Source organism: Janthinobacterium sp. GW460-12-1-14-LB5 (assembly GCF_059423585.1).
Window position 1 is genome coordinate 37,938 of sequence record NZ_JBWKYD010000017.1, and the last position, 11,526, is coordinate 49,463.

Genomic DNA, 11,526 nt, shown 5'->3' on the forward strand with positions numbered 1-11,526 from the left:
GTTCTTTATTTCTTCAGGATTACTTCAGCGTCAATTTCAACGCCGGTTTTTCACCGTAATCGTCATAGCGTTCATTGATGCCGGCGATACAGAACGTGATTTCTTCCAGTAAATCAGGCACTTGCGCCTTCATTGCATCAGCATCCTGCACCACGATTTCCAGCACTTCGTTCGGCTTCAGGCGGAACTGCGTCATGTTTTCATCGTCGCGCAAGTAGCTGAGGCAATCGACCCAGGCATCCATGCTGTTGCCGTAGAACTCGGGGAAACCGAAGGCTTGCGCGCATTGCGCGTGAAAGCTCGCTTCGTCGGTGATATCTTTTCCATTCAGGATGGCAGTGGCCATGGTCTTCCTCAGTTCTTCAGCGACAGCACGTCCTGCATGTCGAACAGGCCCGTCGGCTTGTCTGCCAGGAAACGCGCGGCGCGCAGGGCGCCGTGGGCGTAAGTGACGCGGCTGCTCGACTTGTGGCTGATCTCGATGCGCTCGCCGATGCCGGCAAACAGCACCGTATGGTCGCCGACGATATCGCCGCCGCGGATGGTGGCAAAGCCGATGGTCGACGGGTCGCGTTCGCCCGTCACGCCTTCGCGCCCGTACACGGCGCATTCCTTCAGGTCGCGGCCCAGGGCGCCGGCCACCACTTCCCCCATTTGCAGGGCAGTGCCCGACGGCGCGTCGACCTTGAAGCGGTGATGCGCTTCGATAATTTCGATATCGTAGCCTTCGGACAGGCTTTTTGCGGCCAGTTCCAGCAGTTTCATGGTGACATTCACGCCCACGCTCATGTTCGGCGCGAACATGATGGCCGTCTTTTCGGCGGCGGCGGCAATGGCCGCCTTGCCCGCGTCATCGAAACCGGTGGTGCCGATGATCATCTTGATGCCGTGCTCGGCGCAGTAGGCCAGGTGCTGCAAAGTGCCTTCGGGGCGCGTGAAGTCGATCAGGTAATCGGCATTGGCCAGGCCGGTGGCCAGGTCGGATGCAATCAGCACGCCGGCAGGCTTGCCGAGGAAGGAGGCGGCATCCTGGCCGACGGACGGCGAGCCGGCGCGGTCGAGGGCGCCAGCCAGCACGGCGTCGGGCGCATTGCTGACCGCTTCGATCAGGATATGGCCCATGCGGCCGCTGGCGCCAGCGATGGCAATTTTCAGTTCAGTCATTTTATTCTCTTACAACAACTTATTTGGTGGGTTCGGCAGGCGCAGGTGCTGGCTCGGCGGCGGGCGCCGGCGCAACGTCAGGCTTGCTCACAGGAATGGCAGGGGCGGCATCGGCCGGCACGGGCACGGCGCTCGGCGCCACGGGCGATGGCACGGCGGCGGCAGGCACGTCGGCCTTGGCAACCTTGGCGAATGGCGACGGGCCGGCGATGCGGTCGATGTATTCTTTCTCGGTCGGCAAGTTGCCGCCTTCGAAACGTTCAACCTTGCCATCTTTGCCGAAGTACACGACCACGCGGCTGCTGGTGGTTTCGCCACTGCCCCGGGCCAGGCGGAATGGATAATCCCAGCGGTCGGCATGGAAGATATCGGTCAACAGCGAGGTGCCGAGGACGAAGCGCACCTGGTCGCGCGTCATGCCCACTTTCAGCTGGGCCAGCATTTCTTCGGAGACAAAGTTGCCTTGCTGAATGTCAGGACGATACGGCGAGAAAAACCACATGAATTTCTGCAGCGGCGTAATGGTGGTCGTCTGCGCGCCTTTTTCAGGAACGACTTCCTTGCCCTCTTTCTGGGTGATGGCTGGCTTTTCGCCCAGGATGCCACGGCTGGCGCAGCCAGACGCCATCAGCGCGACACAGACCATGCCTGCCACGACTGGTGCTCGAAATGAAATACGGTGCCAGAGAGATGGCAATACAGCCGGTGTTACGCGCATAAATGACCTCAATTGGATGAACAAAACGCCAGGAGTGACCGGCCCGCCAAAAAATGCATATTTTGGCACTCCCCGACAAAACGCTATATGATAAAGCACCTGACCCACATACGAGCAACAAACATGAGTAACAATCCTAGTGATCTCAAGGCAAGCGGCCTGAAAGCCACCCTGCCACGGCTGAAGATACTCGATATCTTCCAGAGTAGCCCGGTACGCCACCTGACCGCGGAAGACGTCTACAAGATTCTGCTGGCCGACAATATGGATGTCGGCTTGGCAACTGTCTACCGCGTCCTCACGCAATTCGAACAGGCAGGCTTGCTCAACCGCAACCATTTTGAAACCGGCAAGGCGATTTTCGAACTCAACGAAGGCTCCCACCACGACCACCTGGTGTGCCTGGACTGCGGCCGGGTCGAAGAATTCTTCGACGAAGAAATCGAAATCCGCCAGCAAAAAGTGGCCGAAGAGCGCGGCTTCAAGATCGCCGAACACGCCTTGGCGATCTACGGCAACTGCACCAAGACGGCTTGCCCGCACAAAACCGCCTGACGTCTGACACATTCCGCCGGCCGCTCCCACGGGGCGGCTTAGCTGCATCAATGCTGGCTGAGTGCGCTCGACAGTAATTTAGCGGTGATGTCGACAATCGGAATGACCCGCTCGTAAGCCATGCGGGTCGGTCCGATCACTCCCAGCGTTCCCACGATCTTGCCGTTGACTTCATACGGCGCCGTCACCACGCTCATTTCATCCATCGGCACCAGGTTCGATTCGCCGCCGATGAAAATCTGCACGCCCGTCGCCTTGCTCGACACGTCGAGCAACTGCATCAAGCCCGTTTTTTGCTCGAACATGTCGAACATCTGGCGCAGCGAATGCATATTCGATGACAGATCGCTCACGCTGAGCAAGTTGCGCTCGCCGGAAATGACCATGTCGTCGCTATGGTCGGCCATCGCTTCGCTGCCCGCCTCCACGGCCGCCTGCATCAGGCTGCCCATATCGTCGCGCAACTGGCGCAATTCGCCCTGCAGGCGCACGCGCACGGCGTCGAAGGACAGGCCGCCATAATTCTGGTTGATGTAATTGGCCGATTGCACCAGTTGCGCGGGCGTATAGTCGGCTTCCGTCAGCAACAACCGGTTCTGCACGTCGCCGCCCGGGGCGACGATGACGAGCAGGATGCGTTTTTCCGACAGGCGCAGGAATTCGATTTGCTGGAACACGGATTCGCGGCGCGGGCTGAGCACGACACCGGCAAACTGCGACAGCGACGACAGCATCTGCGCCGCGTTGGCGATGGTCTTTTGCGGTTGCGGCGTCTGCAGGCGCATGCGCGATTCCACCACGTGCTCGTCCAGGTGCCGGACGGTGAGCAAGGTATCGACAAAGATGCGGTAGCCGCGCGGCGTCGGGATGCGTCCGGCCGAGGTGTGCGGACTGGAGACATAACCAAGCTCTTCCAGGTCGGCCATGATGTTGCGGATCGTGGCCGGCGACAGGTCGAGGCCGGAAATTTTCGACAAGGCGCGCGAACCGACCGGCAGGCCGTCGGCGATATATCGCTCGACCAGGGCTTTCAGCAGTGTTTGGGCACGTGTATCGAGTTGCATGGTGTTTTAGGTAAGCAAATATTCTTTAGATAAGCATATTGTTAAGCAAGCGGCAACGAAAGCGGCCGAACGTGCGGCAACAGCGCCTATTATGCACGTTCGCCCGGCCAGCGGCGATCAATCTTCCAGTTGCCCCTGCAGCCACAGCAGCAATTCATCAAAGTTGGCGCAGATGGCGTCGGGCTGCACGCCGGCGGCCAGATGGGCGTCGCTGCCCTTGCGGTTCATCCAGACGGCACGCATGCCCGCCCCTTGCGCTCCCGTCACATCGAAATACAGGTCGTCGCCCACGTACACGGCTTCATGCGGCGCCACGCCCAGCGCGGCGCAGCCGGCCAGGAAGATGCTGGCGTCGGGCTTGGCCACGCCGAAATCGCTGGCGGCGATGGAGACTTTAAAATGCTGCGCCAAACCGATAATTTCAAGGTCCGCGTTGCCATTCGAGATCGAGCCGACCAGCATGCGCTGGCGCATCCAGGCCAGGCCAGGCAAGACGTCCTCATACGGCTGGACGCGGTTGCGCGCGGCCAGGAATTGCAGGATGGCCCCGTCGACCAGGGCGGCATCCTCGCCGGCTGCCTCGAAGGCGGCCAGCAGGCCGGCGCGGCGCAACTCGATCAGGTTGCCATGGAAATGCGGTTGCTCGTTGAGCATGGCCAGGCGGTGCTGGCGCAGCATCTCGCTGGAGAACTGCTGCGCCACCTTGGGCGCATGCGCGGCCAGCCAGTCGTGCAACAGGCTTTCGGCGGCGGCAATCACGGGCGCGATGGGCCACAAGGTATCGTCGAGGTCGAACAGGATGGCCTTGGGCGGCACGGCGGTTTTTACAGGGGCAAGGGACATGGGACTCACAATGGGATGCTGCGTCACGGTGCGCAGGGTGTAGCTATTGTCGCACCGATCGCCGCCGCCGGCATGGCTGCGCCCCCGTGAAATGGGGCCGGGCCAACGCTTCCCGGCGAAAAATTGTTACAGGGTGATACAAGGCAAGGTCATCCAGCTTGCCAGATAGACTAAAATAGGCGCCATTCCAATGCGGCGCCAGCGTCCGCGTTGCGCTACCCAACCTAATTCGTTTTGGAGAATGTATGAAAAATTTGTACCTGCGCTCGATGCTGGCGGCGGCTTGCGCCGTCACACTGGCAGCCTGCGGCGGCAGCGGCGGCAACCTGTATCTGCAAGGCACAGTGAGCGACCTGGCCAAGGACGGCCTGATTCTCTTGAATGACGGGGAGCGCTTGGCAATCCCCGCGGGTCAGGGCCAGTTTGTTTTCACCAAGCTGCTCAAGACCGATGACCGCTACGACATCACCATCGCCCAGCAGCCCAAGGGTGCCGTTTGCACCATTGCCAATGGCGTCGGCAAGGCATCGAGCTATTCCGTGAGCACGGCAGTCGTAAGCTGCAAGACCAACTCCTACCCGCTGAAAGGCGCCATCACGGGCTTGAGCGCCGACGGCTTGCGCCTGGTAATGGGCCCCAACGGCATCAGCCCACTGACTGGCGCCACCACCTACGAATTCAGCGTTAATGACGGCGCCGCATATGGTATTTCCATACTGACTCAGCCAACTGGCCTGACGTGCCGCTTCCAGGGTTCAAAGAGTGCCGACGCCAGCGATACGGTCGGCACGATGGGTTCTGCCGCCACGACCGCGGCCACACTTGACTGCACGCCGCAGTAATCCTTGCGATCCGTCACCTATTTTTTGGAGAATTACATGAAGTTATCCTGCTTGCGCCCACTGGCCGCACTGCTGCTGACCCTGGGACTGGCCGCTTGCGGCGGCAAGGCCTCGTACGATGTCAGCGGCACGATCTCCGGCTTGAACAATGAAGGACTGATCCTGGCCAATGGCGGCGAGGACCTCTCGATTGAAGCCGGCAAGACCTCGTTTACCTTTAAAAAGCGCATCGACTACGGCACCGAGTACAACATCACCTTCAAGCAACAACCGGCCCACATGACTTGCGGCATCAGCGGTGGTTCCGGGTCGGCTGGTCATTACATCAATATCAGCGCCGCTGTTACTTGCTCGCAAAACCGATATACCGTGGGCGGCACGATTTCCGGCCTGACCGTTGAGGGCCTGGTGTTGATTAACGGCAGTACGACAACCACGGTGGCCAAGGACGCCACGACCTTTACCATGAACGGCTCCGTCGCCTATGGCGAGACCTATGGCATCAGCGTCTCCGAAACCCAGCCTAAGGGGCTGAAGTGCGACCTGGTGCCAGGTACAGAAAAAGGCACCATGGGCGAAGCGAATGTGACGACGGTGAAGATCGTCTGCAATCCGGCCTAAGTTGCGGCAACGGTAGCCGCTGCGCGGCTACCGGGAAGAGATATCATGGAAATCTATATTTGATATTCCAAAGATAAATTGGAGTTATATGTGGCGATGCAGCATAATGCATCTGTCTCCTCCAACTCTTCCAAGAATTGGATTTAGCCCGCTTTTACCAGCGGGCTTTTTTTTGCCCAGAATTCCTCAAACGGGTTTATTCAAGCCCGGCTGCAGCATCTGCACGATGCTGGAGAAATCCTGCTGCGCATAGCCGGCTTGCGCATGCATCTGGTACAGCTGCCGCACCAGCCCGCCCAGGGGCGTGGGCGCATTCGCCGACAAGGCCGACTGCTGCGCCAGCCCCAGGTCCTTCAGCATCAGCGCCGTGCCGAAGCCTCCCGTGTAATTGCGCGAAGCGGGCGTGCCGTCCATGACGCCGGGCCACGGGTTGTACACTTCCAGGGTCCAGTTGCGGCCCGAGCTCTTGGCCATGATGTCGGACAACACTTTCGGATCGAGGCCATGCGCCACGCCCAGGTTCAGCGCCTCGGCCGTGCCCGCCATCAGAATGCCCAGCAGCATGTTGTTGCAAATCTTCGCCACCTGGCCCGCGCCCGCCTCGCCCGCATGGAAGATATTCTTGCCCATCTTTTCCAGCAGGGGCCGCGCCTGCTGCAAGGCCGCTTCGCTGCCGCCGACGATGAAGGTCAGGGTGCCGGCCGCCGCGCCCGCCGTGCCGCCCGAGACGGGCGCATCGATCATGGCAAAGCCGCGCTCGCTGGCCGCCTGCGCCACCTGGCGCGCCACGTCGGCGGCGATGGTGCTGCAATCGATGAACAGGGCGCCCGGCTTGGCCGAGTCCAGCACGCCGCCGGCCGCCAGGTACAGTTCCTGCACGTGCTTGTTGGCTGGCAACATGGTGATGACGGCGTCAGCCGTCTGCACGGCCGCGCTGGCGGATGCGGCCGCCGTGGCGCCTGCTTCGACCAGCGACGCCACGGCCGCCGGCGCCAGGTCGAACACGGACACGTGGAAGCCGGCGGCCACCAGGTTGCGGGCCATCGGCGCGCCCATGTTGCCCAGGCCGATAAAAGCGATATGTTGCATTGTTGAAGTCTCCTGTTGTTCTTTTAATGCAGATCCGCCAAAGGATGCGTACTCCACGGCGCATTGAAATATTCATCCAGATACGCTGCGCTGACCTCGGCCAGGCTGGCCGGCTGCCACTGCGGCGCGTTGTCCTTGTCGATCAGCAAAGCACGCACGCCTTCGCTGAAGTCTGCATGGGCGCAGCACTGCACGGCGACAATAAGTTCCAGCTGGAACACTTGCGCCAGACTCATGTGGCGCGTGCGTTCGCGCATGGCCCACACCAGGGCGGCCGAAGTGGGCGCGCCCTTGTCCAGCGAGTGGGCCGCCTTTTGCAGCCAGGCCGAGTCGCCGTCATACGCGGCGATGGCGGCCACCACTTCGGGCAAAGTGGGCGCTTGCGTCAGCGCGGCGATGGCGTCGAAGTTGGCGCGCACTTCGGAGACGGGCAACATGGATGCGGGAGCCGAGAAGCCGCGCAGCAAGCGGCTCAGCTGCTGGTGGTTCGCGGGCGCATCCACTTGCCATTGCGCCAGCGCCAGCGCGTCGAGCACCATGTTCCGCTCGTCCTGGCGCAGGAAATAGTCGCCCAGGCCCGCAAACAGCGCGTCGGCCGCGTTCATCGGTGCGCCCGTCAAGCCGAGGAACAGGCCACTGCGGCCCGGCATGCGGCCCAGGAACCAGCTGCCGCCCACGTCGGGGAACAGGCCGATGGTGATTTCCGGCATGGCGATGCGCGTGCTTTCCGTCACGACACGGTGGCTGGCACCGGCCATCAGGCCCAGACCGCCGCCCATGACGATGCCGCCGCCCCACACCAGCAGCGGTTTCACATAGGTATGGATGCGGTGGTCGAGCCGGTATTCCTCGGCAAAGAAAGCCAGCGCCTGCGGGTTCGGCACGACACCGGGCTGCTCGACGATGGCCGTGCGCAGGCTGCGCACGTCGCCGCCCGCGCAAAAGGCCTTGTCCGTCGACGATTGCAGCACCACGCAGGCGATGGCAGAGTCGCTGGCCCAGCGCACGAGGGCGCCATCGATAGCGCGGATCATCTCCAGGGTCAGGGCGTGCAAGGACTTGGGCGCGTCGAGGGTGATGACGCCCAGCTTCATGCCGCCGGGACAGTCGCGTTCCTCGATTTTCACAGTTTCAACAATATTAACGGTCTCAGCCATTCTTCCACTCCGCCGGACGTTTTTCCAGGAACGCCTGCACGCCCTCTTTCTGGTCTTGCGTATCGAACAAGCCCAGGAACAGGGTACGTTCATCGGGCAGGGAATTGACGAGCGGATGGCTGCGCGCGCCCTGGATCAGGGTCTTGCACGCCGTCACGCTGCTGGGGCTCTGGCGCGCCACCTTGGCCGCCAGCGCCAGCGCCGTGGCGGCAGCCTTGCCGGTTGGCACGACTTCCTCGACGAGGCCGATGGCCAGGGCCTTGGCCGCATCGACCCGCTCGCCGCATAAGATCATGCGCTTGGCCCAGCCTTCGCCCACCAGCCACGGCAAATGCTGCGTGCCGCCCGCGCACGGCAGCAAGCCGACGGAGGCTTCCGGCAAGGCCATCTGCGCGTGTTCCTCGGCAATGCGGATGTCGCAAGCGAGCGCGCATTCGAGCCCGCCGCCCATGGCATAGCCATTGATGGCAGCGATGCTGACGCCGCGGAACGCGGACAGCGCCTCGAAGGCCTCGCCAAAGGCGGCGGCCATATTAAAAGCCATATCCTTGTCGCCGTCGGCAAACACGTTCAGGTCGGCGCCGGCCGAAAAGAACTTGGCGCCGCCGCCCGTGATCACCAGCGCGTACACGTCGGCGTCCGCATTCAGGTCGGCCACCAGCTCTTTCAGCGCGTTCAGGCTGGCCAGGGTCCAGGTATGGGCGGGCGGGTTGTCGAGGGTCACCAGGGCCGTATGGCCACGGCGCTCCAGCAGCAGATTGGTATACACTTTAGTCATCGTAAGGTCTCCGTGGCGCCATCTTTCAGAATCGCTCGCGCGACGATCAGGCGCATGATTTCATTCGTCCCTTCCAGGATCTGGTGTACCCGCGTGTCGCGCACGTGGCGCTCGAGCGGGTACTCGCGGATGTAGCCGTAGCCGCCATGCAATTGCAGCGCATCGTTGGCGACATTAAAACCCACATCCGTGGCGAAACGTTTTGCCATGGCGCAATACGCCGTCGCATCCGGGCTTTCCTGGTCGAGTTTCCAGGCCGCCAGGCGCACCATCTGGCGTGCCGCCACCAGTTCCGTCAGCATGTCGGCCAGCTTGAATTGCAAGGCCTGGAACTGGGCCAGCTCGCGGCCGAACTGCGTGCGCTCCTTCATATACGTTTGCGCGCGCGTGAGGGCCGCCTGCGCCGTGCCCACCGAGCACACGGCGATATTGATGCGCCCGCCATCGATGCCCTTCATGGCGATGGCAAAGCCTTCGCCTTCCGCTCCCAGCAAGTTACCGACAGGCACTTTTACCTGGTCGAAGCTGATGATGCGCGTGGGCTGGCTGTTCCAGCCCATCTTTTCTTCTTTCTTGCCGTACACGATGCCGGGCAAGTTCGCCGGCACGGCAAAGGCGGAAATACCCGCCGCGCCCTCGACGCCGGTTCTCGCCATGACGATCAGCATGTCCGTCTGGCCCGCGCCCGAGATAAACGCTTTCGTGCCGTCGAGCACATAAAAGTCGCCATCCTTGACGGCTTTCGTGCGCAACGATGCCGCGTCCGAACCGGACTGCGGTTCCGTCAGGCAATAGCTGGCCAGTTTCTGGCCGGCGGCCAGCGCTGGCACCCATTCGTCGCACAGGGCTTCCGATCCCCAGCGCGACAGCATCCAGGTAGCCATGTTGTGGATCGTGATGTAGGCCGTGGTCGAGGTGCAGCCGCCGGCCAGCTCCTCGAAGACGATGGCCGCGTCCTGGCGCGACAGGCCCAGGCCGCCCCAGCGCTGCGGCGTGTACAGGCCGCAAAAGCCCATCTCGCCCGCCTTGGCGATGGTTTCCACGGGAAAGATCGATTCCGCGTCCCAATGGGCCGCGTGCGGCGCCAGTTCGCCTTCGGCAAACGCGCGCGCCGCCTGCTGGAACTCGCGCTGTTCGTCGCTCAATTCAAAGTCCATGGCAGCTCCTTACTTGAGGCTGATGGTGGTGTTGACCTTGCCCACCGACGCCGCATCCGTAAACCAGCGCTGGGTGATCGTCTGCGTTTGCGTGTAGAACAGCACGACTTGCTTGCCGAACGGACCCAGGTCGCCCAGCTTGGAGCCGCGCGAACCCGTAAAGCTGAACAGGGGAACAGGCACGGGAATCGGCACGTTGATGCCGACTTGCCCCACGTCGATTTCTTCCTGGAAATAGCGCGCGGCCGCGCCGCTCTGCGTGAACAGGGCCGTGCCGTTGCCGTTCGGATTCGCATTCACCAGGGCAATCGCTTCATCGAGCGTGTCGACTTCGACGACGATCAGGACGGGGCCAAAGATTTCCTGGTCATATACGACCATGCCGGGTTTGACGCCGGACAAGATCGTCGGGCCGACGAAGTTGCCGTTTGGATAGCCATCGACCTTCACGTCGCGGCCATCGAGGGTCAGCACGGCGCCCTGCTCGATGCCCTTGGCGACGAGGCTGAAGACGCGCTCTTTCGCCGCGCAGGAAATCACGGGACCCAGGTCAGGATTGTCCTTGCCCGCGCCGACCGTCAAGGTTTGCGCCTTGGCGGACAGTTCCGGCAGCCACTCGCGCGCCTCGCCCACCAGCACGGCCACCGATGCAGCCATGCAGCGCTGGCCGGCCGCGCCGAAACCCGCGCCCAGCAACTGGTTCAGGGTCTGTTCTTTATTAGCATCCGGCAAGACGACGGCGTGGTTCTTGGCGCCCATCATGCATTGCGCGCGCTTGCCGTTCAGGCTGGCGCGCTGGTACACATGCGTGCCCACCTTGCTGGAGCCGACAAACGAGATGGCCTTGATGTCCGGATGGTCGCACAGGGCATTGACGACGTCTTCGCCGCCATGAATGACGTTCAGCACGCCGGCCGGGATGCCCGCCTGCAAGGCCAGGCGCACGAGTTTTTCCGTCACGAGCGGGTCTTGCTCCGATGGTTTCAGCACGAAAGTATTGCCACAGGCAATTGCCATCGGGAACATCCACAGCGGAATCATGGCGGGGAAGTTGAACGGGGTAATACCGGCGCACACGCCCAGCGGCTGCATCACGCTGTAAGTGTCGACGCCGCCGGCCACGTTTTGCGCGTATTCGCCCATCTGCAGGGTGCCGATATTGGCGGCATGTTCCACCACTTCCAGGCCGCGGAAGACGTCGCCTTCCGCGTCCAGCAGGGTCTTGCCCTGTTCCATCGTCAGAGTGGCGGCCAGGTCGGCCATGTTTTCGCGGATCAACTGCTGCAATTTCAGGAAGATGCGGGCACGGGCGCCGATCGGCGTCTTGCGCCAGGTTTTGAAGGCGCGCTGGGCCGAGGCGATGGCCGCATTGACTTCCTCCGGCGTGGCGAACGGTACGCGGGCCAGGACTTCCTGCGTGGCGGGGTTGACGACATCGCGCCAGACGGTGGTTTGGGATTCAACCCATTCGCCGTTGATCAACAGTGGAACGGTCGGAATTGTGGTTTGCGTGGTCACTCGGTGTCTCCTCGTTGGGG

Annotated in this window: 13 protein-coding genes; 3 read left to right on the forward strand and 10 right to left on the reverse strand. The window is 62.2% G+C overall.

Features of this window, described 5'->3' with window-relative positions:
- Positions 1–19 precede the first annotated feature (19 nt).
- From AC07X6_RS18200 to AC07X6_RS18210, 3 genes are read right to left on the reverse strand one after another with little or no spacing between them, the layout of a single operon-like run.
- A complete protein-coding gene (locus AC07X6_RS18200; RefSeq protein WP_494791918.1) occupies positions 20–346 on the reverse strand; it encodes a barstar family protein in 327 nt (108 codons plus the stop codon).
- A gap of 8 nt (positions 347–354) precedes the next feature.
- Positions 355–1,164 (reverse strand): 4-hydroxy-tetrahydrodipicolinate reductase, encoded by an 810-nt coding sequence (gene dapB, locus AC07X6_RS18205; protein WP_474293256.1) that lies wholly within the window; start codon positions 1,162–1,164, stop codon positions 355–357.
- A 19-nt stretch (positions 1,165–1,183) separates the two neighbouring features.
- Positions 1,184–1,810: an outer membrane protein assembly factor BamE gene (locus AC07X6_RS18210; protein WP_494791980.1), complete on the reverse strand. Its 627-nt coding sequence runs from the start codon at positions 1,808–1,810 to the stop codon at positions 1,184–1,186.
- A gap of 195 nt (positions 1,811–2,005) precedes the next feature.
- Here AC07X6_RS18210 and fur point away from each other — a divergent pair, with 195 nt between their 5' ends.
- Positions 2,006–2,437, forward strand: coding sequence for a ferric iron uptake transcriptional regulator (gene fur / locus AC07X6_RS18215; RefSeq protein WP_034745717.1), 432 nt, complete (start codon positions 2,006–2,008; stop codon positions 2,435–2,437).
- 47 nt (positions 2,438–2,484) lie between these two features.
- On the opposite strand, the gene hrcA is transcribed toward fur, so the two are convergent.
- Together hrcA and AC07X6_RS18225 are read right to left on the reverse strand one after the other, a co-directional pair.
- Positions 2,485–3,501, reverse strand: coding sequence for a heat-inducible transcriptional repressor HrcA (hrcA, locus tag AC07X6_RS18220; protein ID WP_230539166.1), 1,017 nt, complete (start codon positions 3,499–3,501; stop codon positions 2,485–2,487).
- Between the two features lie 117 nt (positions 3,502–3,618).
- On the reverse strand, positions 3,619–4,344 hold the full coding sequence (locus AC07X6_RS18225) for an HAD family hydrolase (protein ID WP_494791919.1): 726 nt from the start codon (positions 4,342–4,344) through the stop codon (positions 3,619–3,621).
- Between the two features lie 245 nt (positions 4,345–4,589).
- Here AC07X6_RS18225 and AC07X6_RS18230 point away from each other — a divergent pair, with 245 nt between their 5' ends.
- A complete protein-coding gene (locus tag AC07X6_RS18230; RefSeq protein ID WP_494791920.1) occupies positions 4,590–5,186 on the forward strand; it encodes a hypothetical protein in 597 nt (198 codons plus the stop codon).
- 36 nt (positions 5,187–5,222) lie between these two features.
- The gene (locus tag AC07X6_RS18235) at positions 5,223–5,807 is read left to right on the forward strand and encodes a hypothetical protein (RefSeq protein WP_230539169.1); all 585 of its coding nucleotides are present in this window, start codon (positions 5,223–5,225) and stop codon (positions 5,805–5,807) included.
- A 186-nt stretch (positions 5,808–5,993) separates the two neighbouring features.
- On the opposite strand, the gene mmsB is transcribed toward AC07X6_RS18235, so the two are convergent.
- From mmsB to AC07X6_RS18260, 5 genes are read right to left on the reverse strand one after another with little or no spacing between them, the layout of a single operon-like run.
- Positions 5,994–6,896: a 3-hydroxyisobutyrate dehydrogenase gene (gene mmsB / locus AC07X6_RS18240; protein WP_230539170.1), complete on the reverse strand. Its 903-nt coding sequence runs from the start codon at positions 6,894–6,896 to the stop codon at positions 5,994–5,996.
- A 23-nt stretch (positions 6,897–6,919) separates the two neighbouring features.
- Complete coding sequence (locus tag AC07X6_RS18245; protein WP_494791921.1) at positions 6,920–8,053, reverse strand: enoyl-CoA hydratase/isomerase family protein; 1,134 nt, start codon at positions 8,051–8,053, stop codon at positions 6,920–6,922.
- The gene (locus tag AC07X6_RS18250; RefSeq protein ID WP_494791922.1) at positions 8,046–8,831 is read right to left on the reverse strand and encodes an enoyl-CoA hydratase; all 786 of its coding nucleotides are present in this window, start codon (positions 8,829–8,831) and stop codon (positions 8,046–8,048) included. The genes AC07X6_RS18245 and AC07X6_RS18250 overlap by 8 nt, the downstream gene beginning before the upstream one ends.
- Complete coding sequence (locus tag AC07X6_RS18255; RefSeq protein WP_494791923.1) at positions 8,828–9,988, reverse strand: acyl-CoA dehydrogenase family protein; 1,161 nt, start codon at positions 9,986–9,988, stop codon at positions 8,828–8,830. The genes AC07X6_RS18250 and AC07X6_RS18255 overlap by 4 nt, the downstream gene beginning before the upstream one ends.
- A gap of 9 nt (positions 9,989–9,997) precedes the next feature.
- Positions 9,998–11,506: a CoA-acylating methylmalonate-semialdehyde dehydrogenase gene (locus AC07X6_RS18260; protein ID WP_494791924.1), complete on the reverse strand. Its 1,509-nt coding sequence runs from the start codon at positions 11,504–11,506 to the stop codon at positions 9,998–10,000.
- Positions 11,507–11,526: the final 20 nt, after the last annotated feature.